Annotated in this window: 18 protein-coding genes; 12 read left to right on the plus strand and 6 right to left on the minus strand. The window is 58.2% G+C overall.

Annotation, left to right across the window (positions count from 1 at the left end):
* Positions 1-27 precede the first annotated feature (27 nt).
* Together cruG and cruF are read right to left on the minus strand one after the other, a co-directional pair.
* Positions 28-1,269, minus strand: a complete 1,242-nt coding sequence (cruG, locus tag H6G62_RS14080; protein WP_242052013.1) for a 2'-O-glycosyltransferase CruG — start codon at positions 1,267-1,269, stop codon at positions 28-30.
* A gap of 66 nt (positions 1,270-1,335) precedes the next feature.
* Positions 1,336-2,262 (minus strand): gamma-carotene 1'-hydroxylase CruF, encoded by a 927-nt coding sequence (gene cruF / locus H6G62_RS14085; RefSeq protein WP_190496180.1) that lies wholly within the window; start codon positions 2,260-2,262, stop codon positions 1,336-1,338.
* A gap of 266 nt (positions 2,263-2,528) precedes the next feature.
* Between cruF and H6G62_RS14090 the strand changes: the two genes are divergently transcribed.
* The 8 genes from H6G62_RS14090 to H6G62_RS14125 all read left to right on the plus strand — a co-directional run bounded on the left by H6G62_RS14090 (position 2,529) and on the right by H6G62_RS14125 (position 9,937).
* Positions 2,529-3,740 carry a GNAT family N-acetyltransferase gene (locus tag H6G62_RS14090; protein WP_190496182.1) on the plus strand — a complete coding sequence of 404 codons (1,212 nt, stop codon included), beginning with the start codon at positions 2,529-2,531 and terminating at the stop codon, positions 3,738-3,740.
* Between the two features lie 33 nt (positions 3,741-3,773).
* Complete coding sequence (gene ruvX, locus H6G62_RS14095) at positions 3,774-4,202, plus strand: Holliday junction resolvase RuvX (protein ID WP_190496184.1); 429 nt, start codon at positions 3,774-3,776, stop codon at positions 4,200-4,202.
* A gap of 90 nt (positions 4,203-4,292) precedes the next feature.
* The gene (locus H6G62_RS14100; protein ID WP_190496186.1) at positions 4,293-4,856 is read left to right on the plus strand and encodes a DUF3727 domain-containing protein; all 564 of its coding nucleotides are present in this window, start codon (positions 4,293-4,295) and stop codon (positions 4,854-4,856) included.
* Positions 4,857-4,934: 78 nt separating this feature from the next.
* The gene (gene mltG / locus H6G62_RS14105) at positions 4,935-6,002 is read left to right on the plus strand and encodes an endolytic transglycosylase MltG (RefSeq protein WP_190496188.1); all 1,068 of its coding nucleotides are present in this window, start codon (positions 4,935-4,937) and stop codon (positions 6,000-6,002) included.
* A 30-nt stretch (positions 6,003-6,032) separates the two neighbouring features.
* Complete coding sequence (locus H6G62_RS14110; protein ID WP_190496191.1) at positions 6,033-6,563, plus strand: YqeG family HAD IIIA-type phosphatase; 531 nt, start codon at positions 6,033-6,035, stop codon at positions 6,561-6,563.
* Positions 6,564-7,000: 437 nt separating this feature from the next.
* Positions 7,001-8,128, plus strand: a complete 1,128-nt coding sequence (proB, locus tag H6G62_RS14115; RefSeq protein ID WP_190496192.1) for a glutamate 5-kinase — start codon at positions 7,001-7,003, stop codon at positions 8,126-8,128.
* 83 nt (positions 8,129-8,211) lie between these two features.
* On the plus strand, positions 8,212-9,000 hold the full coding sequence (locus tag H6G62_RS14120; RefSeq protein ID WP_190496194.1) for a tryptophan-rich sensory protein: 789 nt from the start codon (positions 8,212-8,214) through the stop codon (positions 8,998-9,000).
* A gap of 76 nt (positions 9,001-9,076) precedes the next feature.
* Positions 9,077-9,937, plus strand: coding sequence for a DUF1361 domain-containing protein (locus H6G62_RS14125; protein WP_190496196.1), 861 nt, complete (start codon positions 9,077-9,079; stop codon positions 9,935-9,937).
* 286 nt (positions 9,938-10,223) lie between these two features.
* On the opposite strand, the gene H6G62_RS14130 is transcribed toward H6G62_RS14125, so the two are convergent.
* Positions 10,224-11,447, minus strand: coding sequence for a YbaY family lipoprotein (locus H6G62_RS14130; protein WP_190496198.1), 1,224 nt, complete (start codon positions 11,445-11,447; stop codon positions 10,224-10,226).
* A 292-nt stretch (positions 11,448-11,739) separates the two neighbouring features.
* Here H6G62_RS14130 and H6G62_RS14135 point away from each other — a divergent pair, with 292 nt between their 5' ends.
* The gene (locus tag H6G62_RS14135) at positions 11,740-13,149 is read left to right on the plus strand and encodes a DICT sensory domain-containing protein (protein ID WP_190496200.1); all 1,410 of its coding nucleotides are present in this window, start codon (positions 11,740-11,742) and stop codon (positions 13,147-13,149) included.
* A gap of 114 nt (positions 13,150-13,263) precedes the next feature.
* A complete protein-coding gene (locus H6G62_RS14140) occupies positions 13,264-13,914 on the plus strand; it encodes a pentapeptide repeat-containing protein (RefSeq protein WP_347239356.1) in 651 nt (216 codons plus the stop codon).
* Positions 13,915-14,054: 140 nt separating this feature from the next.
* On the opposite strand, the gene H6G62_RS14145 is transcribed toward H6G62_RS14140, so the two are convergent.
* Positions 14,055-15,305 carry a histidine kinase gene (locus tag H6G62_RS14145; protein ID WP_347239357.1) on the minus strand — a complete coding sequence of 417 codons (1,251 nt, stop codon included), beginning with the start codon at positions 15,303-15,305 and terminating at the stop codon, positions 14,055-14,057.
* A gap of 532 nt (positions 15,306-15,837) precedes the next feature.
* On the opposite strand from H6G62_RS14145, the gene H6G62_RS14150 reads away from it, so the two are divergent.
* A complete protein-coding gene (locus H6G62_RS14150) occupies positions 15,838-16,416 on the plus strand; it encodes a hypothetical protein (RefSeq protein WP_190496205.1) in 579 nt (192 codons plus the stop codon).
* Between the two features lie 124 nt (positions 16,417-16,540).
* Positions 16,541-16,978, plus strand: coding sequence for a hypothetical protein (locus H6G62_RS14155; RefSeq protein ID WP_190496207.1), 438 nt, complete (start codon positions 16,541-16,543; stop codon positions 16,976-16,978).
* Between the two features lie 291 nt (positions 16,979-17,269).
* Here the strand turns inward: H6G62_RS14155 and nrdJ are convergent, their stop codons facing one another.
* Both nrdJ and serS read right to left on the minus strand, forming a co-directional pair.
* A complete protein-coding gene (gene nrdJ / locus H6G62_RS14160) occupies positions 17,270-21,568 on the minus strand; it encodes a ribonucleoside-triphosphate reductase, adenosylcobalamin-dependent (RefSeq protein ID WP_190496209.1) in 4,299 nt (1,432 codons plus the stop codon).
* Between the two features lie 258 nt (positions 21,569-21,826).
* Positions 21,827-23,104: a serine--tRNA ligase gene (gene serS / locus H6G62_RS14165; RefSeq protein ID WP_190496233.1), complete on the minus strand. Its 1,278-nt coding sequence runs from the start codon at positions 23,102-23,104 to the stop codon at positions 21,827-21,829.
* Between the last annotated feature and the right edge of the window lie 101 nt (positions 23,105-23,205).

The raw sequence follows: 23,205 nt of genomic DNA on the forward strand, positions 1-23,205 counted from the left end.
TCACGAACACGACTCTCCAGATCGTCGCTAGGCCGAGTGATTGGGTGAGGTAGAACGTGAGTCGGAGGCTGGGTATTGCCGTCCACGCCACTGAGTAGGACGTTGCCAGGACGACAGGGCAATGCGATAGACCGCCGCTACATCGGCCAAGGGAGACAGCCAAAAGGCCCATTTCCCGGTGGCGTCATTGAGGTCATAGGCGGATAGAACAGCAGCCTGCATCCCAAAGCGAATGAAGAGTAGAGATGTGTTGATCGCTAACAGCAGTTGCAGAGTCAAAGACCATTCGGTGATCGGTAGTTCCTTCACCGCAATCAATAAAGGTGTCAGCAGCCAAGGAAGCCCTTGCACTAGGGCCAGAAAAGCGACATCCCACCAGGTTTGCTCCGGGGTGGCGGCATCCTTGAGATCGAGGGAGCGACCCCATTCTTGCCAGGTTTCGGCGATTCCTTCGTACATCCGCACCTTCAGCAAGCGGCTACCGTCCCAAAAGCCCACCTTGGCCCCCTGGGCAGCGGCATTTCGGGCTAGGGTCACGTCATCGCAGAAGGAGGCACGGGCGGAACTGTAGCCATCGAGGGATTCCAGCAGGGATCGCCGCACCATGAAGCACTGCCCATTGGCCATCACCCGCTGGGGCTGGGAACCTCGATTTCCGGCGGGGCCAAAGCGATAAATTAGGGTCATCAGCAGGGCGGGTTGCAGCCACATTTCCCCAGCGGTTTTGAGAATGAAACGGGGAGCGAGGGACACCAAATCGTAGCCTTCCCGATCCACGGTCTGCACCAAGGCAGCGATCAAGCCGGGTTGGGGTTGGGTGTCGGCATCAATGCCCAAGACCCAGGTGCTAGCGGGGGAACTGTGGCGAAAACCGTAATCGAGCGCCCAGGGCCGTCCTACCCAGCCCGACGGTAGCGGATCGTCGGTGAGTAGCCGTATCCGTGGATCTTGGCGTTGATAGGTGGTCACCACATCCTGGGTGCCATCGGTGGAACGACTATCCACCACCAGCACCTCCCGCAGTTCGTAGCCTTGGCGAGTCAGTCCCTCCAGGCAGGGGGCAAGGCGATGGGCTTCATTTAAGGTAGGTACGACCACCGAAACCGTTCCCAACTCCTTGAGGGTAGCGGATTGGGGAGCCAAGGGTGGCCTACGCAAAGGGCCAGTCACCAGTCGCGACAGCAAGACCAGCACCATGGGCAGTTGCAAGGCCAGCAGCACTAGGGCCAAACCGCTCAGCCAAGGGAAGGAGAATAATGCATCGAACAACGGACAAAACTCCCATAGGACTTGGAGGGCTTAGGAACCTAGGACTGAGATTGGAGGTTTAGCACCTTACTTGAGGGCCGCATTAGCGGGCGGGGTAATGGACGGATCAAGGGCTGCATCCCCATCGATATCCCCTTGGTTGGCGGTGCGCCAGCAGAGAATGGCCGGAATCAGCCCGGTGATCATCCCCATGGCGATGGGCACATAGAACCCAGCGGCGAGGCTCATCACCATGGCAAAGGTGAAGTTGCCAATGTAGACAATCAGAGGAATTGTTACGGACTTGGGCGGCTCTAACCGCACACCCAAAACCCGCCAGAGGGACAAGCCAACGGAGATAAAGACCACCCCGGTACCCAGCCAACCCGCAAAGTTTTGGTAGGGCATCCCAAAAAAGGCACCGGGTTCATGCCAGTACCAGAAGGGCAGTGCGGTTTGACTCATGGCTGGATCGAGGACAAAATCCCAGGAGGTGAGCAGCACAGAACCCAGGAAAATCGCCCCTAGAGAACGCAGCCAGCCGTAGCTCGACTCGGCCTGGGCGGATTGAGACCCAGTGGCCTTCAAACCACTGCGGGCCAAAAGGTAGGAGGACAGCCCTAGGTAAAACCAGGAAAGGGGAATAGTGAAGGGTACGAGTCCGCCAATCTTGTAGCCTAGGCCGTTGAGGTAGCTGTAGTGGCCGAAGGGAAAGCCCGTGCTGGTACCCAATAGTTCGCTAGATAAAGAGACGCCAATGGCCGCCGCCGCGAAGGCCAAAACCGCCTTCAGCCCCAGGGTGCGATAGCCGTAGAGCGCCATGGCCACGGTGCCCAGCAAAATGTAGCCAACGCCGCCCCCGGCCATACTCCAGCGGAACATCGTTTGTCCGGCGGGTAGGTATTCCAGGATGCCGGGGTGAGGCACGACCCAGAGTAATCCGGCCAGCCCAAAGGCCATGGCCACCAAATGTCCGTAAAGGCAATAGCGTTCAATCGTCAAAAGGCGTGTCATGGTGAATCTCAGATACCGCTTGCAGAATGGGGAAGTGGGCCGTGGAGCGATTGACTAAATACCAACCAATGATGAAATCGTGCCTCAAATTATAAGTTTTGTAAACGGTCGCCTTGGGAAATCGAGCTACTTCGCTCCAGATTCGGTGTGTCCGTAGCCTCCCCTGGAGCCTGGAAACGGGGAGCGGTCGGGGCCATGTGAAAATTTGGAAAAACGGCTAAGATAAGCTCAATAATTGGTCTCCTACGGTCTTGGTTATGGCCCGCATGACGACAACTGGCCCAATGCTCACGGTGCGGCCATTGCAGTACCGCGATCTTGACGATCTCATGCAGTGGCAACCCGAAGACATGGATGCGGGAGACGATAGCTTGTCCTCGGCCTCGGTAGTGTCCTGGCTGGATCATCAGCGCCGATGGTATGCCCCCCTCAAGCTTTTAAGCTGGATGCCCAGTCCAGTTGCTCAATCCTCCCTCACCTTTGTGGCCGAGCGTCAGGGTTGCCTGGTGGGCTTCATTCAGGTGGCTTCCTTCAACCGCACCCGTAGTACCTGGCAGGTGGAACGAGTGGTGGTCAACCGCGCCGTGGCCGCTAAGCTCATGATAACGGGCTATATGGATGTGGGGTCGCGCCTGCTGCGCCACTGCTTTGAGGCGGTGTGGGAAGCACGTACTTGGATGCTGGAGGTCAATATCAACCATAAGACCGCCCTTTCCCTCTATCGCTTCAACGGCTTTCAGCCCCTCGCCCAAACCACCTATTGGTCGCTAATGCCGGAGGCCATTGCCACCCTAGCCCAGCGGGAGCCCGATTTACCGAATCTGCTGCCCGTGAGCAATGCCGATGCCCAACTGCTGTACCAGCTCAATACGGCTTCCATGCCACCCTTGGTGCGTCAGGTGTTTGATCACCAAATCCAGGACTTCAAAAGCGGGGTGATTGGGACTGCCAACGCCACCGTAGATCGGCTGGTAAACAACCTGGAAACGGTCAGCGCTTACGTCTTTGAGCAGCAGCGCAAGGCCGCCATTGGCCAGTTTCAGCTCACCATCTCCCGCGATGGCCGCCAGCCCCACACCGCCGAACTCACGGTGCACCCAGCCTACACCTGGCTCTATCCAGAGCTGATGATTCAGATGGTGAAGATTTTGCAGCCCTTCCCGGCCCAGCCCCTGCATCTCACCTCGCGGGACTACCAGCCGGAGCGGGAAGAATGTCTGGCCCAGATGCAGGCCGTTCCGGAATCCCACACCCTCTTGATGTCGCGGTCGGTGTGGCACAAGGTGCGGGAAAGTAAGCCGATTTCCCTGGAAGGGCTGCAATTGTCTGATGTGCTCACAGGGTTGCAACCCGCCGCGAAGCCTATTCCTGGACGCATGACCTGGGCTGCGGATCTGCCTCCCAATCCCACGACTTCCCCCGACAGTGCCGAGCCTCCGGTCATTCGGCCCCAGCCCCCAGAAACCTCGGAGATGTAGGTTAACAATTGTGGTTGGGCGAGGAACGTTGGCTTGACTCAGGAAATTTCGGCATTGGGCCTCGACATTGGCCGCAAGCGCATCGGTGTGGCGGGTTGTGATCGGTTGGGGTTGATGGCCTCTGGCTTAACAACCCTCTACCGCCAGTCCTTTGATCAGGTGGTGGCGGAACTGGCGGAACTGGTGCAGGAGCGACAGGTGGCGGTATTGGTGATCGGGTTACCTCTGACTGTAGCCGGGGAAGAGGGTGCCCAGGCTAAACAGGTGCGGCGCATGGCCACGGGCCTCTCCAAAGCTCTGAACCTCCCGGTGGTTTACATCGACGAACGATTTACCTCCCTGGAGGCGGAGGAACTGATTCGGAACCAGGGGGGATCGGTTCGGGAGGACAAAGGACTGGTGGATCGCAAGGCGGCGGCGCTGATTTTGCAGCGCTGGCTAGATGAACGGCAACGGACGTAACAGGATGGGATATCCTGATAACACTGTTTTTTAACGCTCCCTGTTCGTTTTTTTGCAATTTGTCCACCCAGAATCTGTAGAGTAGCCTCCATGGCGGACGAGACCCAATCCTTTGACGACTCAGCCGTTGTCCTCACGGATGACACAGGCCGCTTTTTGCCCTGTCAGGTGGAGCAGCGCTTTGACCTAAATGGCCGTGAGTACTTGCTGCTGCTGCCCCTCGATGCCCCCATTGAAATCTTCGTGTGGCAGGAGGAGGACGATGAAGAGGTGCTGATGGACATTGAGGAGGAGGATGTTGATCAACTCTTCCCCACGGCCAAGGCGGTCTTGGCCGAGCAAAACCTGCTACTTCAGCGCACCGCTATCACCCTCACTGCCGCTGGAGAACTGCCCGATGTTGATGAGGAAAACTGCCTCACCCTAGAACTGGACGAGGTGGACGATACCGGGGAGCCCATCACGGAGGAGTTTCAAATCTTGGCTACCTGCTTCCACGATGACCAGGAATACACCCTCTGCACCCCCGTGGAGCCGCTGCTGATCTTTGCCTATCGCACCGCCGCAGGCACTCTGGATATCGTCACCCCAGAGGAGTTTCAGGCCATTCGCGGTAGCCTAGAAGAAAAGCTGTTTGATTTAGATGATGAGTAGATAATCGGGGATGGGTTCGATCTCAGGGTGATTGCTACCCAGGGCACTGATGACGTATAGCAACGTAATCCCAAGGCGATGACGAAAGGTTCAAAGTGGTCAAAGTGGGGCTTTTTGGCGCTGGTGGTGCCCGTGGCAGCGGGGATCGCGGCTTGGCAGGGGTGGGCCTGGTGGAGTTGGGCCACAAGCCCTGTGGTGACGGACGCCACCGAGCAAGGTGCCGATCAAACTGTCCAGATTCAAATTCCCCCCGGCACATCGGGCCAGCAAATTGGCCAAGACCTAGAGGCGGCGGGCTTAATTCGGTCGGCCCTAGCCTGGAAGTGGTGGTCTCGCTGGCAGGTGCGGCAGACCGACGGGGGCGGTTTCCAAGCGGGCACCTACGCCCTAGCCCCCACCAGTTCCATGACCGACATTGCTGAAACCATTTGGACGGGGCAGGTGGTGCAGACATCCTTCACCATTCCCGAAGGCTGGAACCTGCGCCAAATGGCCGCATACTTCGAGCAGGAAGGCTTCTTCTCCGCCGAGGAGTTTCTAGCGGTAACCGAGGAAATTCCCCGTGATCGGTTTCCGTGGCTCCCCGACGGCCTTCCTCACCTGGAGGGCTTTTTGTTCCCCAACACCTACCAACTCCCCGCCGAGGGCATCACCGCCACCCAGGTACGGGACATCATGCTTAAGCAGTTTGAGACCTTGGCTCTGCCCCTCTACGACCCCAGCGCCATCGATCTTTCTCTGCTAGAGTGGGTCACCCTCAGCAGCATTGTGGAAAAAGAATCCGTGGTGGAAGAAGAACGGGGTACGATTGCCGGGGTGTTCACCAATCGGCTGGAGCAAGACATTCCCCTGGGGGCCGATCCCACCGTGGAATACGGCCTCGGCATTACCCAAACCCCAGAGCAACCGTTGACCTGGGCACAGGTAGGCACCCCCTCGCCCTATAACACCTACATCAACCCCGGCTTGCCGCCCACGCCCATTGCCAGCCCCGGTCAGGCTAGCCTGGAGGCCGTGCTCAACCCTGAGGATACCGAGTATCTCTTCTTTGTGGCCCGCTACGATGGCACCCATGTCTTTAGCCGCACCCTGGCGGAGCATGAAGCGGCCAAGAATACCATTCGCGAAACGTTTAATAACAACTAGCGGGATTCAGCCTGATGGTGGGGCTTGGTGATGGTCTGGTCTAGCCTGTTTGAACCGAACCTGGTGCTGGGGGGCAGTGTGTTTGACCTCTCCCCCGATCTCATGCGTCGCCACAATCTTAAGGGGTTGATCCTCGATGTGGACGATACCCTGGTGCCCCTGCGGCAGGCTGAAAGCGACCCCGATCTGGCGGACTGGATGGCCAGTATCAAAGCAGTGGGCGACGTTTGGTTAGTTAGCAACAACGTCAACAGTAGCCGCATTAAGCGCATTGCCACTCCCCTGGAGGTGCCCTATCTCACGAGTGCGGGTAAGCCCTCTCGTCGCAAGCTCAAGCAAGCCCTGGAGGCCATGGCTCTCCCCCCGGAACAGGTGGCGATGGTGGGAGATCGGTTGCTCACCGATGTGTTGGCGGGCAATCGCCTGGGGCTCTTCACCATTTTGGTGGATCCCATGCCGACCCTAGATCAGGATCGCCCGCGCCACTCCTGTCTGCGCACCCTGGAGATCGCGATGCTCAGGCTGGTGGGCGTTTCCCTAGAGATCCCACCGCCGTCCTAGCCTATCTGACGGCCTAAGTTTCCTAGCCAAGCCCGTGGCATCTCAATCCCGTGGCCAATTCGTGGCACCCGCCCTTCGGCTGGACTTCAAATATTTTTGTAACGAAATACCAAGATGCTTCATAACGACGGGGAAAACGTTAGGGAGGAAAACATAAAGAAAAGATTACGGATTCCCCTAGGCCCGAAAAGTGGCGCGATAATTGAGAAAGATAAATAAAGGTCACACCTAATAAAGACCTTTAAGTTCAATAAACCCTTTAATAAACTCCTTCTGGGTGTCGGTTATCTCGGTAACTGGCACCCAAATTTTATTGGAAGCCCTGTTCCCAGGGCAACGGGCATCCTTCAGGGCATTCTCAGGGGCAATCGGCCTGATAGACCAAGCTGGATAGGTGAGGGCGTAGTATCGAAAGGGATCATGAGCAAAAGGAATCTATGACGGTGAGTGCGGCACAAACCCTGGTGGTCAAAATTGGCACGTCCAGCTTGGCGGGGCCGGGGCTGGGGCAATTTGCCCTGTCTACCTTGGCGAGTTTGGTGGAAACCCTGTGCCTGCTGCGGAGCCAGGGGCATCAGGTGGTGCTGGTGTCTTCGGGGGCGGTGGGGATTGGCTGTCGGCGGTTGGCCATGGCCGAACGCCCCAAGACGTTGGCCATGAAGCAGGCCGTGGCGGCGGTGGGCCAAGGGCGGCTGATGCGGATTTATGACGACCTGTTTTCGGCCCTAAACCAACCCATTGCCCAGGTGTTGCTCACTCGCAGCGATTTGGCCCAGCGTTCCCGCTATGTCAACAGCTATCGCACCTTTCGGCAGTTGCTTGCCCTGGGGGTGGTTCCCATCGTCAACGAAAACGACACGGTGGCGGTGGAGGAACTGAAGTTTGGCGATAATGATACGCTCTCGGCCTTGGTGGCCAGCCTGATTGGGGCTGACTGGCTATTTATTCTCACCGATGTGGATCGGATCTACTCCGCCGACCCCCGGTCTAACCCTGATGCCCAGCCCATTTCCCTGATTGAAGACCTCGATACACTAAAAGCCTTGAAGGGGGCGGCGGGGGGCCAAGGCACGACCTGGGGGACGGGGGGCATGGTGACCAAACTGGAGGCGGCCCAAATTGCCACCACGTCGGGGGTACGCACGGTGATCACGAACGGTAAGCAGCCGGGAAATATTCTGCGGGTACTGCAAGGCGAAGCCGTGGGAACTCAGGTGGTGGCCCAACCCCGCCCCAACCGAGGCCGTAAGCGCTGGATTGCCGCCAGTTTGCCCCCCAATGGACGGCTTTATGTGGATGAGGGCGCGGCCAAGGCCATTCTGGGCCGGGGCAAGTCGCTGCTGGCGGCGGGGGTTACCCAGGTGGCGGGGGAGTTCCAACCCCAGGATGCGGTGCAGCTTTGTACCCCCGATGGAGAGGAAATTGCCCGTGGCATCGTCAACTATGGCGATCAGGATCTAAAACGGATTATGGGGCGACATTCCGACGAAATTCCCCAGATTTTGGGCTACGTTGGGGCCGATACCGTCATCCACCGAGATAACCTGGTCGTCCTCAAGCCCTAGGACGATCCTCGTCTAGATTCACCGCGATCCGCCGTCTCCGGTTAACCGTTCCATCCCAGGTCTGTTCCTATTCCCCATCCCCTATGAACGCCATCCCCTCCTCCCCAAAGTCTGGTCTTGGCTGGGCCATCGGCACCATCGTCGCCATTGTCGCCACCCTGGCCGTCAACACCCTCTCCAACCTGTACCCACCAGGGGGGCAAAACGTGGGGGAAATTTCCAACACCGTCCTCGCTGGAGTGCTGATTACCCCGGCTAACTATGCTTTCATCATCTGGGGCGTGATTTACCTGGGGTTAATCGCCTACGCCGTCTATCAATTTCATCCAGGGCGGCGCACCGACCCCAAAATTCAGCGGGTCAACCAATGGCTGATCCTCGCCTGTGTGGCCCAGGTGGTTTGGATTTTCCTGTTTACCTTCCAGTGGTTCGCGGCATCTATCCTGGCCATGCTGGTCATTTTGGGATCGCTGATTCAGATCTACCTCACCCTCGCCATGGGCCGATCCCGAACCTCCCGCCAGCGGCGATGGATGGCCCACATTCCCTTCAGCCTCTATCTAGGCTGGATTGCTGTCGCCACCATCGTCAACATTGCCGCCACCCTCTACGCCGCCAACTGGGGCGGCCTAGGCCTCAATCCCCTGCTGTGGACAATCGTGATGATGGGCGTCGCAATTCTGTTGGGGGCGGTGGTGCTGTGGCAGCGGCGGGATGTCACCTTTGCCCTGGTCTTCATCTGGGCACTGGGGGCCATCGCTCAACGTCACGCAGATCAGCCCGCCCTGTGGATGACGGCCCTGGGGGGAATGGTCATTTTGGCCCTAGGCAGCTTGTGGAGCCTAGGCCGTCCCCGTCTGGGGAAATCCTAGCCTAGGGTAGGATCGTCAACCCTTAGGTCCCTGATCGGTTGTCAATAGGTCTACGCTCCTGGGAGGAAAGCATCGGATGGGATCACGACTCGCCGCCATTGCCACCGCCTTCGACAATGTCTACAGCGGCTGGATTTTGTGGAATTTGTTCCTCGCCTTTGTACCGTTGCTGCTCAGCTTTTGGCTGTTTCGCCCCCGTGCCCTTCCCCGCCGTTGGTTTCAGCTATTGATAGGAGTTGTGACCGCCATCGGGGTCATCGGGCTTTGGACTAGGGTGCCCAATGTGCTACGAACCTGGGGCCAAACCCTCGGCAATGCCCTGATAGGAGACATCAGTGCTCTCCTGCGATTGAGTTGGCTAGCGGTAGTGCTGCTGCTGGTGATAGGGCTGTGGCAGTGGGGGCTAAGTCCGAGGGATACGCGCCGTCCTTGGCTGTGGTGGCTGGGGGTAGTGGTGTTCATCGCCTTTTTGCCCAATGCCCCCTACGTCCTCACCGACATCATCCACCTCATTCGCGGCACTCGCACTGGCGCTAGCCCGACCTGGGTGATTGCCCTTGTCTTTGTACCCATCCACATCACGGCGATTGTTCTAGGGTTTGAAGCCTACGTGATTTCCATCCTCAACGTGGCCTACTACCTAAAACAACAAGGGGCCAAAGCCTTCATTTTGCCCATGGAACTCACGATGCACGCCCTCTCCGCCATTGGCATTTACCTAGGCCGCTTCATCCGGTTCAATAGCTGGGACTTGGTGACCGGGCCTCTCGATGTCCTCACCGATACCCTGAATATTCTCACCTCTAAGCGACCCCTGGCCGTCGTCATCGTCACCGTTGTGATTTTGACCGTACTGTATTGGCTGATGAAGCAAATCACCCTAGGGCTAAAGCTACGCATCCACTACGCCCGCCAAGGCATTGATGCCCTCAGCTAGACCTTCAGGCACTTTAACGGCTCTCAGGTTCCTAGTTATAGGCGTTTTTGATCAGAACGAGACCGCTTAAGCGTCTACAGCCCTAGCCCAGCAGATCCTGAATTGTCTCAAAGTTAGTCGGAATGACTATAACTGCCAAAACGAATCGGCAACGTAGTCCCAGGGTGGGCTCGGTGCATCCTTTCATGCCAACTCCGAGCCAGAAGACTCCGATTCCCAGGCCGACAAACCTGAGGGGTGAGGAGGTTTCGCCCCTGCGATGGGATGGAACTTGGGGTGCCCAGGCTTAGCGGCGGACGGGATCTACGACGACTTCTACTTGGTTGGGGTTACCTTGGCTAATGACCGGGAAACGGCGGGTGTTGATGAATTGTAGTTCGCCATCGATGGTGATGCGGGCCTGCACGGCGTAGGTCATGCGGGGATCGATTTGGTCGGGGTTGTAGATCAGTTCAAAGGGGATGGGCACTTGCCGTCCGCCGGTGACGATACTTTGGCTGGCCAGGGTGATGGCGGGGGCATCGGCGCGGCTAACGTCCACCAATTGCACCTCTAGGATGGCATTGGGGGGCAGGGCGATGCGGGGGCGATAGGTTACCGTGCCTGTAACTGTGGCCAGATCGGTTTGCTCCACATTGTTCACCTCAAAGGTTTGAGCACCATTGGGGGCGATGCTAATCTGCACCGAGGAGACTTCCCCGGTGCCGCTGTATCGGTATTGGATGCCGCCTACAGAGGAAATGGCCACCGCCCGTCCGCCATCTACCGCTAGGCGACCCGTTCTGCGATTAAACACATTGATGTAGGGCTGGCTCTCTTGGGTGAACACCCGCACGGCATAGGTGGAGGTGTTGGTGAAAACAAGGGTGCCGTCAGGAACGCCGCCAGGAACCCGCTCTGGAGTAGGCAGTTGGGCTAGTTCGCTGAGAATGCCGCCATCGGCCACAAAGGTGCGGTTAATCACCTCGGTTTGGGTGAGCTGGGACAGGAAAAGGCGTTGGTCACCAATGGCCATGGGACCGTTCATCATAATCCGTTCCCCCAGCGGCACTGGGTTGAGCGCTTGAGCCGATCCATCAATATCCATCAGGGCGACCACATAGGTGGAGAGGGATGTACCGTCCTCGGAGATCACGCCCAGAATCACCGCTGCATCATCCTTGTCGTCGCCATTGAGATCCCCAAAGGCCATCCAGCCCGGTTCGTTGGCCAGGGCCACGCCCCAACCCTCTTCGGCCCCATACTGGCCGTTTGTCAGGGTAATCTCGGTATACATAGCGTCTTGTACCCCGGTGGTGGGTACCAGGTAAGTCCCATTTTGGACGGTTTCCCAGCGATGACACCAGGCTCGTTTGGCTGGGCTAAACACCTCACGGGTGAGGCAGTTGTGCCATTCTGCCTCCATTTGGGCGCGGGCGAGTTGGCCAAAGTCCATCGCGCCGAGGCCAAGCCCTAGGGCCAGTAGCCCCAGTCCTGGTTTAATCCCACGGATTAGCGTATGTTTTGTCATGGGGTCACCTCACATCCACAGCATCAAGGGCGGTCTCATTTCTTTGCGGTCATCCCCACTGTACTGAGTGGGAGCCTCCCGGCGACGGAAGTTACGGTTTTAGTAACGATTTCATGGGAAGGGGGCGCACCTGATGGTTGGGCTATTCAGGAGGACGAAGGCCAGACCAAGGATCACGATCAGGGCTGCTGGGGTCGGAACGCATCGACGGACACACAAGATTATGGTGTGGCCCCGCAAGCTGCGTTATCATCCAGATTACATAGACTGATAGGCTATATCGAGGATTGCAATGCTGGAGGGGTCAATACTGCAACGGTTGGTAAAGGGCCGCACCGAGCCTGAGACCACTCCCCTCAATTATGGGGTGTACTACAAAAATACCCTGGTAGCCCTATGCCACGCCCTCGAAGACTTCATTTTGACCGCTGATTCTGGCAATGCCGCCCCCCTCGTGATCACAGCGTTTCAGCGGGGAAAGTGGTATCTCGAAGAAGCCGAACGCTATGCCGACCTTGCCGATCGGTCTGAGCAGATTGTGATTATGGCCTCCCCGGAGGCAGGGTTCCACGAACACCCTACCAGCCAGCGCCCCAATGTGGCCCTAGTAGACTTGGCCGATAGTGACCCGGTGGCCCAGGAATGGCATCTGATGATCCTGTCGCCCACCTACAGCGCCATGGTGCTGTGCCAAGAGCTTTCCGAGGCCGACTATGGCAAGGCTGGAACTCCCAGCAACGACCTAGAGCGCAAATTCTACGGCTTTTGGACCTTCGATGCGGCCCTGGTCTGTCAAACGGTGGAATTGGCCCTTGATCACATCGGTCAATACAATCCTGTCCTCCAGGCTCAGATCACCGAGCAACTGACCACCCTTCGCCAGCGCACCCCCACCCAGGCTTGCCCCGACGCCGCCACTGTGGGCCGCACCGTCACCCAGGTGGTGCAATATCTGCAAACCAGCCGCGATGACCTCAAGGGAAGCTTGGCGTTTAGGCTGGCGGATGACCTGGATCAAAATTTGGTCTCCAACGAGCTTCAGGCGTTTCTGCGCATGGCCCAACTGGTGGATCTGATCGACCCGATCAACCCCCTAGCGGCCAGCGAAGTGGTGGCCCTGATCGATATGATGGGCCAATTGCTGGATCTTCCGGCTTGGCAAATTCAACGCCTCCGTCTGGCCGGGATGCTGCACCGCATTGCCCCCATGGCGGATACCTCCACCCTGGTCAGCGAAGCCCCCAGTTGTCCTCTGGTGGCCGAAGTCCAAGCCCTGCGACTGATGCCCCGGATGCGGGCTGTCGCCGCCATCATTACCCACCAAAACGAGCGCTGGGATGGCCAGGGCTATCCCGCTGGGCTGGCCGGAGATAGCATTCCCCTAGAGTCCCGTCTGCTGGCCCTGGTGGCGGAGTTTCAGCGCCAGGTAGCCCTGACTCGACACCGCCAATCCACCGCCGAAGTCGATCCTGATCCCGACGCGACCCTAGTTTCTCTCTCCGAGGTGTTGGCCCGTTTCCAGCAGGAGGCAGGGCAGCGCTGGGATCCTAAACTGGTGGAAATGCTAGGTCTGATGGTGATGGGGTTGCAGCAGGGCATGAGTCTGCCCTCCATTCCCACTAGAATTACCCTGGGGGCTGGCTTGCTGAACCCCGAAGTCGCAGACGCGGCGACGGTCTTTACTGCGCCTGTGCTGTCCTAGCCTTGGCACCGTTACTGGGGTGGGTGCATCCCGGTCATCCGGCTGGTTTAATGTTGTCAATCTGCCTTCTGCCTCACTGTTCTTTCTGCCCCCTCCTGCTGAGTGATGTCCCCTGTGCCTACCGACTCTCTTGACCTAGCGGCCCTCAAGGCCGGAAAGCTGCGCCATCTGCCAGGGGCGGACTTGGCGGATGAGGATCTGGCTGGGGCGGATCTAGCCGGGGTTCAGTTGCCGGGGGCGAATTTAGTCGGGGCCAACCTTAGCCGTGCCAACCTGGCCAAGGCTCACCTGGAGGGGGCGAACCTGATGGGGGCCAGTCTGGTCGGGGCCGATCTACGGGCCAGCCTGTGGGGGGCGAACCTGATGCAGTGTGATCTATCGGGGGCCGACTTGCGGGGAGCCAATCTCCGGGGGGCGAACCTGATGGGGGCGCGTTTTGGCGGCGGCAGCTTGGCCGGGGCTTTCCTGAATGGCTGCACCCTCACCGGGATAAACCTGCAAGGGGTGGATCTGCGCGGGGCCGATCTGCGCGGGGCCAACCTCAGCGAGGTCAACCTGAAGGGGGCGGATTTATCAGGGGCCGACCTGCAAGGGGCCAGACTGGCCAATGCCAACCTGGAGGAGGCCGACCTGCGCCAAGCGAACCTGTCTGGAGCCGCTTTGACCGGAGCGAATTTGCTCTGTGCCGATCTCAGCCAAACCCGCCTAGAGGGGGCCAGCATGACTGGAGCTTGCCTAATTGGCACTGTCCTGGATGGGGCTTAGCCCTTTCTCGTCACCCAGAATCATTAGATCGAAAAGACGACGGTAGGGTAGGCATCCTGCCTGCCAGGGGACAGCCAAGATGGCTGTTCTACAATGGGGTTGGTGATGGGTTTGTGCTCTACTGAGGATTCGGTGTTCCCCTAGGCTCGATAGACAGGCAGGGTGAAGTAGAAGGCGCTTCCCTCGCCGGGGACAGAATCTACCCAAATTTGGCCATAGTGGGCGCGAACGATGCGCTGACACAGGGCCAGCCCTAGCCCGTAGCCCTCCTGGGTGGCGTCGCGCTGGAGCCGAAAGCTTTCCTCAAAGATGGTGTCGCGGTTTTCCACGGGAATCCCTGGCCCCGTATCGATTACCCCCACCTGTACCTTTTGGGTGGTGCGATGCAGGGCGGTTAGGGAGACATTGCCGCGTTCTGGAGTGTATTTAATCGCGTTGTCGAGCAGATTACTGATCACCCGTTTCACCTGGCTGCTGTCGGCATAGACGGGGGGCAGATCCTTGGGCAATTCGGTGGTGAGGTGGAGGGACTTCGCCTGAAGCCGATCCTGCGCCTCTTCCAGCACATCGTCACAAAGGGCCACTAGGTTGATCTCCTGGGGATGGATTTGCAGATCCATGGAGGCTCCCCTGGCGGTTTTGAGAATGTCGGTGATCATCCGGTTGATGGCCCGCACTTGGGTTTTGGCGTGTTTCAGCAGTTGGCCTGTCAACTCAGGACTGAGGCTGAGCTTGCGCCGCTGGTTGGGGGCATAGCCCAGTTCTAGGGTTTCAATGGCAATGGAGGCGGCGGTGAGGGGGTTGCGCAGATCGTGGGCCATCATGGCAATAATCCGATCCTTGAAGCGCAATTGGGCCTCTAGCTCTTCTTTAATTTGGTTGAGGCGAAAGATTTCGTCGGACAGTTTAATCAGCTCCGCAGAGTGGGTTAGTTGGCCGTTAATGTCCGCCAACTCCAGATCGAGGGCATGATTCTCCAGGGAAGGCTCCACCTCATACCCTATGGGCTGGTGTTCTTGCTGCCAGCGAGGCCACCAATGCTCTAGCTGGCTGACAATATCACTGCCCGCTAGGAGTTGCTGCGGCAAAGGCGAGACCTTCACCAAGGACGGGCTAGCCACCAGCTTATAGTGCTCGGCGAGGTAGGGCTGTTCGCCAATATCCACCACATCGAGGTGGAGCTGAAACCGATCCTCCAGGGTTTTCAGGTATTGCCGGATTTGCTGCACCTGCTTAGCCAAACTAGGGCGCTTGTCGATAAACAGTAAGAGCTTCAGCGGCACCCGACCCTGTTCTAACCTATCGGAGGCAATTTCCATCGCGTCTCCCTTCCCTGGACTGCGCCACTCATCCTGACTGAAGAATAGGCTATTGTGAGCCCATAACGCCATACATAGCCTAGCCTGAGCGGGTGGGGCGAAATGGTTCAAGGTCAGCATTTCTACCGTTCCCACGAATCTCACCTAGGGCTGGGGCCTGGGCGAGGTTTCTCTCCCAGGTATGACGCCAAACCTCCCTAGGGGAAGATGGACTGCGGTGGAACTTCCCTGACAATTTAGGAGGTGGCACCCTAGCCCTTTAGGAGCCTAGCCACTGCCCCTATAACAAAACCATGCCCAGGGAATAACCCCAGAGGCGCTGAGTATTCAGCTCGTAAATGTAGGCAATAGCGGGTTCAACGTCCTTGCTCAGAGCCCTTATTCAAAGAGTTGTTACGGTCAGGACGGATTCTCCCATGGGGATCAAGCGGGTCTACTACATTGAATTTAGGGGCTTTAAACTTAGGATTCTTTGAGGATTCTTGAGCTGGGAAGCTTCAATCTGGAGGCTAAAGTTAGCACCGCCTAGGCCAAAACGGGCCGAATATCAGCCTACTTTATAAAACTCAACAATCAGGCTTAACCATTTAAGGAGGGACATCAAATGATCGCACCCATCACCCTAACCAGATCATTGTTGTCTCCGCTCCATTGGCTGAAGACCAGCCCCCGCGTTTTGGCTGGCACGATGGCCGCCTCTGCCCTTGCCCTAGGGCTTAGCCTAGAGGCCCAGGCCCACTACGACCAATGGGTATCCCAGGCCCAATCCCCATCGGTGGCCGCACCCGCCTTGGCCCAGCAAGCTCCTCGTCCGTTCCCGGCTCCGGGGCAATATCTCTTTGGGCAGGCCTCCCAGCCCGACCAGCTTGGCCATGGCTACATTGTGCTGGAAAGCAACGGCCAGGATATCTATGGAGCCCTCTATTTTCCGGGTTCCTCCTTCGACTGCTTCCAGGGACGGGTGGAGAACAACGCCCTCGCGATGACCATCACCGACAGCTATAGCCAAGAGATCTACCCTTACGCCATTGCCCTAGTGCCCCAAAGCGCCATTGCCACGGAGCAGATGGGCCATACGACCGTCCCCCTTAATCTCGACGGCTTCCATGCCCTCGATCACCTCACGGAGAACGACCTGCGCATGCTGAATACCTGCAAGGCTGACCTGATGCCCGAATCCTAAGCCTCAGCCTCGGTTGGCAGGACAGGGGAAGCCCCCTGGGTTAAGCCATTTGGTTAACCAGTTAACTGTTGTAAACCAAGCGCTATCCTATTCTGAAAGCCAACCCACTTTTGTCGCAGGCAGCGTGAACGCATCAGAACAGGCCAACAGCATCGAATTCGCCAGCAAAATCGCCACCGTGGTCGGGTTATTTAAGGGCGAATTTCCAGACCTGCGGGTCGATCTCAAACCCTGGGCCAATGATCGCGAAACTCGCGACTTGGTCGATCCCGATTCTATTGATCTGGGATTTCACTTTCCGGGGGTGAGCCGTCTCTTTCGCTGCCGTAGCCTGTTGGTGCAAATTCGCCTCCATCCCGACCCCGACACCGACGAACGGCGCGTAATCGGCCTAGAGGTGGCTGGATTTGACCATCGCGGCAAACAATGGACTCTCTCCACCATCGACAATTGGGCCTTTGCGGGGCAAGCTGCCCCCGATCCCACCTGTGGCGAGCGACTGAAGCAATGCTGTCGCCAAACCCTAGCCCTCTTTTCTAACCCCACCCAGGGGGCTAACTAGCCTCTTCCCTATCGGTGACAGACCGCCGCTGAAGACACCCGAAATAGGCCCTAGCGATCTTCCATGGCCTACTCCATCCATAGCGGTTCTCTGATGGATGAGATTTATCTCTCCGCCTACAAACAAGGGGCTTAATACTAAATCCGGCTTACCTTACCCACGGTATCAGCGGGCGAGGAGACCTCGCTCCTACGGTTTGTCGGCCTGGGAATCGGGATCTTCTGGCTCGGAGTTGGTATAAGCCCCTTGTTTGTGTCGCATCGGCTTGAAATCCGCGATATCCCCCGTGAATTACTCCGGCTTTTGCTCCGGCATCATGCACTTGTCGGAGTCGCAACCAGCGGGGCCAGCTTCGATCAGATCTCCGGCATCGTACATCGCCAAGGCCGAGTGAAAGTCTGCCGTGCCACGACGGGCTTCGACCTTCTGACTTTCGGCCTCGTAGGTGGCCTTGTCAATCGGCTCGAAGGGCAAACGGGGGAAGGTTTGCAGGTCGTCGAACCGAGCCAGCAGCGCCGCCGAAATGTAGCCCTCGTCGTTTTGGATAGCCTGGTAGATCCGCTCGCCCAGGGCTTCCAGTTCCGGCTCTCGGAACTCGATGGTGGCCGAGGTGTTGTGGGTGGTGTAGTGCTTCTGCACCTGCATGTAGAAGTCGAACTGGGCCGCCGCCGTGAATTTTTCGATGGCGATTTCGTCCGCACCGGGCAGGTTGGCCCAGGGCACTTCTACCGGAATTTCCACCAGCCACTCGGTACAGCGCGGGTCGAAGGGATCGTTCAGCAGGTTGCCGTTCTCATCCTTGTCGGACTGGGAGGGCACCACGGAATAGCCGTAGTCAATGCAGGCCATGGCTACAGGGTCATTCTTGCGGAAGGTGATCCGCCGCAAAAAGCGCTGGGCCTTGGGCGGGTGCCAGCCAGGGGAGGCCCCCGTCAGCAGCGATTTCGTCCCCGCAGGCTGCACGGTGGTACAACGGTTGGGCCGCTTCAGCCCGTGGCGGTCGCAGTAGTCCCACACCACCCAATGGACGATGTCCTTCCAGCGGGTCAGGTAGTCCTGCTCCTTTTGCTTGAACTCTAGCCCCTGCATGGTGTCGGGCCGTCCTGCCTCCCACCAGCGCAGCCAGTCTACGCCGAAAGCCTGTACAAAGAAGTCGAACAGCCCGGTGAAGGACACGCCCACGATGGGGTCTTCCAAACGCGACTTTTGGTAACGCGGCTCGTTGAATTGGTGATTCAACAGCACCGCCACCGACAGCGCCGCCGAGGTAAAGGCATCCTCTTGATCCTGAAGATTGCCAGGATCAAGCTGGTTGAGATGGACTTCGGACAAATTGCACTGCCCCGTGAGGGTGCCACCAAACACGCCCTTGTGGAATTCTGACTCGTTGAAGCAGAAGCTATCGTGCTGTCCGGGCAGGGGCTCCACGGAACGAATCACCTGCCACTTACCCTTGGCCTTGGGGGCATGGCCTTTGGAGGTATCCACCCGCTGGCAGGGAATGGCAGCACAATCAGTAATTTGCAGATACCACAGATCCTTTTGCCGTACTCCCAGGTTGGTTTTGCTGCCAGCCTTGGCCGCGAGGTTAATGGAGGAACGGATGCCACACTTCAGCAGCAGCAGGTACAGGCGATAGGCCCGATCATAGTCGGAAACGTAGAGCCGCACGCCACCGGAGGAAGTTTCCGAGCCATCGGCATCAATCAACCCAGCGACGAAGTGCAGAATGCCCTCGCGATTCCAGCCCGCCAGCACATCTAGAGCTTGGGCTTCAGCCTTGAGGGCGCGTACCTGTTCAGGGTCAAAGTTGTCCTGGAAGCCCGTGTAGAGCAAGCAAGGGGTTTCGGGATTTTCGGCGTAGTAGCGCAGCTTGCCAGAGGTGCGTCCAGCCAGGGCTAGGCTTTGGTAGCTCTTGGCTCCATAGAGGCGCAACTGAAGCTGGGGCTTACCGTTAGACTGGCACAGGGAACCATCCCCCACCAGTTGTCCCAGGGTGTAGGCCCAGGTGGGATCGACAAATTCGCCGTCGCGGTAGTCAATCTGGAACGGCTCCGTGTGTAGGGCATAGGGATGGCTGTCGAGGCGATCACTCAGTTCCTCGGTGGTCAGTTCGGTGTAGGTGCTGCTAAAGCGATCTCCCACAAAGAAGCGGTGCTTGCCCGTCACATCCAGCCAAGTACCATCGCCAAAGGTAACGCGATACATCTGGCGATTTTGCCCCGTTTGCACAGGTACTACCGGGCTCCAGCGACGACCGTTCCACACCTCCACCGTCTGCCCCACGAGGGACTGAATCGGGTGGAGTCCGTCACGGGTGATCATCAGGGTAGAACCCGCTACACAGTGGAAATTGGATCCTAAAATTTCTCCACAATTGTGAGCCACTAGGCCGTTAGCATCGAACCGGGCGGGGCCAGGAACCGTACAGTCGTAGACCGCTTCTACACCATCGGGCACAACGCTGGACACCGTAGCCGTAAACCGTTCTCGGTTGGGGCGGCGCTTGTATTGCCCCAAAACCTCAGCCAACTTTGCGGCCTTAGCAGGTTCTTGGAAACCGATTAGCTCGGCAAAAACCTGAAGGTTATCGTTGGCGATCACCAATTCATGCTGGGTTTGGCAGAAATAGGGGGCAGGTTCCCGATTGGCATCGGGCAGTTCACGATAGCCCTCTGAGCGCCGCTCTTGGTAAATCGTCGCCACAATCCCCAAACGACCTAGCATCCGCTGTACCGCTTGCAAGTTCGCTAGGTTGCTTTGGGCCAGCCGCACGCTAATCCCCTTAGCCTGACTGCCCTGGACGCTGCCATCGGCATCAAACAACCCTTGCAAAAAGCCCTGATAGAATTCGTAGCTGCCCTGTTCAATGGCGGCGGTGATCACCTTATGGCCAGGAGTGATGCCAAATTCTGCCGCGAGACTGGCCAATCCGGCTGAGTTCACCACCCGATGCTTGAGCTGGCGATGGTAATGGGCCGCTGCGGTGCGACGTTCGTAACCTACGGCAGTTTGCAAGAGGGCAATGGCGTGTTCACTCATTTCCTCCTGGGATTCGCCCCAGAAGCGCAGCAGAGCCGAATCGTTCCACTGGGTTTTGGTTAAGCTGCCATCGCCTACCAGGTTCCCGATTAACCAGCCCGCTTCCTGGGTGCCCTTTCCATCCCAGGGTTGTAGCCCCCGGTGGTTGTGCAGCAGGATACGATCTCCGGGTTGTAGAGTTTCGGCCTCCACCCATTCGGTGTATTGAGCCTTTTGGGTTTGCGCCGTCACTTTCAGAACTTTGTGGTTCCCGGTCAAACGCAGGCTGTGCCCCTCGGTAGTGCTGAGTTTGAGGACAGGCTTGGTGCCGGAATAAAAGAAACCCTCAGCGGTGGTGCTGAACAGTTCCCCGTTGACGTAGGTACTGTGCTGCTGACCGATCAGATCCTTGACCTGACGGGGGCCATCACCCGTAGGCACCCAGGTATCTACCGTCACACAGGGGTTCAGGCCGTAGCGGTCATCCGCCCCTGCCCGACGTTTGGCCTCCCCAGCCCACTGAATTGCGCCCTCGCCAGAATAAAACTGTTTCCGCACCGAGTCTACACAGTCCTGAAGGCTGGGCTTTTCGTGGAAGACGCGGGTGTGGTTGGCCATCCGCAACACGTCCCGTTCGGGGTCGATGCGCCAGTTGCCCTCGGCGTCTTGCTGCCAGAGATTGTCCTTGGCACCCGCCGCTAGTTCGTCGTTGCTGTCGAATTGGCGCATTCCGGCACTGCGTCTGATGTTCCCAGCCACCACACAGGCCGCAGCTTCGTCGATGAGCAGACAGCACTCGACGGAATTGAGTTGGCGACCGAGGGCTTTGTTGAGGATATTGGCGCAGCGGTCGTAGAGCAGCGATAGGCGGATGGGGTTGGCGACGCCGCCGAAGCCCTTGAGTTTTTCCCCGGCGGGGCGCACGTCGCTGAGGTCGATGGTGACTTCGACGGTATCGGTGAAGCGCTCATCGGTGGAGAGTTCCAGCAGGGTTTGGTAGGACTGCACCCAGCCCTGGCGGCTGTCGCCTACTCGGATGTTGACCTGGTTGCCGTCGATGGAAATTTCGGTGATTTCGCGACGGTCGGCGGCGGGGGTGGTGCCAATGTCGCCGCCCATGGTGACGTTGAGGCGGTTACGGATGGCGGGAATTTGGTTGATGTATTTGGGTTCCAGAATTGCCCCGGTGCCGCAGCCCATCATGGCCAAGTCCATCATGAGGCCAAAGGCGCGCCAGTCTACGACGTTGGTGCTGGTGCAGTTGTAGGCTCCCGAAAAATTCTCAGGCTGTTTGCTCCAGGCAGTGCCGCCCACCCATAGCCAACGACCGGAGGGCAGGGCTTTTACCTGGCGCTGCATTCGGCTCAGGAGGGCCATCTCTTCATCGGTGAGGTTGCCCAGTTCCTTCAGCCCCTCCAGGGTGCGATCACAGACTTGATCCCAGGTTTCCCGTTGTCCCGGCACTACCTCGCCTCGACGGCTATAGGTGCGGTAAAACACCGGAAACGCGGCAGGAGCGGCGTCGGGAAACGGCCCTTGCTGCCGAGTACGGGGGACTTCTTGAACCATGGGAGTAGCCTTTCGCGCAGGGATGATTGACCAGTCAACTATGATAGCGAAGATCGTCCACCGGGGCGATATAGTGTGCTACCGCCCGTATGGAACCCTGCATGACGCTACATCTAGCCCCGGTGGGCAGCACTGTACGGGCGCACGGTCATATGCCCAAACCCCAATGCCTTATACCGTTATTTGGGTGGATGAACTAATCTGCCCGTTGGGAACCGGGACGATGGGATTCGGGTTTGATATTGCAAACGGTGGGTCTTAGAGATACTCGCGGCCCAGGTAGGGCTGTAGCACCTCCGGCACCCGCACGGATCCGTTAGCCTCCTGGTAGTTTTCCAAAATCGCGGCCATGGTGCGGCCAATAGCCAAACCAGACCCATTGAGGGTATGGAGATACTGGGTGCCCTTTTGCCCTGCGGACTTAAACCGAATGTTGGCCCGCCGTGCCTGAAAATCTAGACAGTTGGAGCAGCTTGAAATTTCCCGGTAGCGGTTGGCGGAGGGCATCCACACCTCTAGGTCGTAGGTTTTGCCGCTTGAGAAGCCGAGATCCCCGGTGCAGAGGGCCAGCACGCGGTAGGGCAATTTCAACTTTTGCAGAATGTCTTCGGCATCGGCTACCAGGGCTTCTAGTTCGTCGAAGGAGGTGTCGGGGTGGACGAATTTGTACATCTCCACCTTGTTGAATTGGTGCAGACGAATCAGCCCACGGGTATCCTTGCCGTAGCTACCTGCCTCGCGGCGAAAGCAGGGGGTATAGGCACAGTAATGGATGGGCAGTTGATCGTCGGTGAGAATGTCGTCGCGGTGCAGGTTGGTGAGGGGCACCTCGGCAGTGGGGGTAAGCCACAGATCATCCTCACGGCATTGGAAGCTTTCCTCGGCAAATTTCGGCAGTTGCCCCGATGCCGTCAGCGCGGCTGAATTGACTAGGTAGGGCGGCATAATTTCCTGATAGCCTGCCTGGGTATGGCGATCCAGCATGAAGGAAATCAAGGCTCGCTCTAGGGCCGCACCAGCCCCGATTAACGTCACAAAACGGCTCTGGGCAATTTTTTCGGCGGCGCGTTTAAAGTCCAAAATACCGAGGGTTTCGCCAATCTCCCAGTGGGGCTGAATGGTGTGCTGGGGCTGATAGTCCTCACCCCAACGGCGCACCTCCACATTCTCGGTTTCGTCAGCACCTACGGGGGTGGTGTCGCTGGGTACGTTGGGCAGGGTCAGCAAAAAGGCTTCAATCTGGGCCTTCAGTTCCCGCTCCTGGGGTTCCAAGGTTTGCAGTTCCGCCTTCACCCGGTTGCCCGACTCCTTCAGTGCCGCCACCTCCGGGCCATTGGGGGCTGCCCCCGCCTTGATCGCCAGCCCCACCTGTTTGCCAATGTCGTTGCTGCGGGCCTGAAGCTGAGACCGCACCGTTTCAATCTGGCGCTGCTGCCGATCCAACGCCAACAGTGGAGCCAGATCGTAGGTACCGCGCTTGGCCAAGGCCGTCTGTACCTGATCGGAATTTTCCCGTATTTGCCTTAAATCCAGCACCGCCATTCCTTAGAATTCGCCCACTAGCGCCCCCTGGGCCTAGCCAATAGTTCAGAATATCAGGAAACGTAAAAGGCGTGAGAACGGGAATAGCCGTTGCA

It is taken from the genome of Phormidium sp. FACHB-1136, from assembly GCF_014697375.1.
Classification (GTDB): Bacteria; Cyanobacteriota; Cyanobacteriia; order Phormidesmidales; family Phormidesmidaceae; genus Nodosilinea.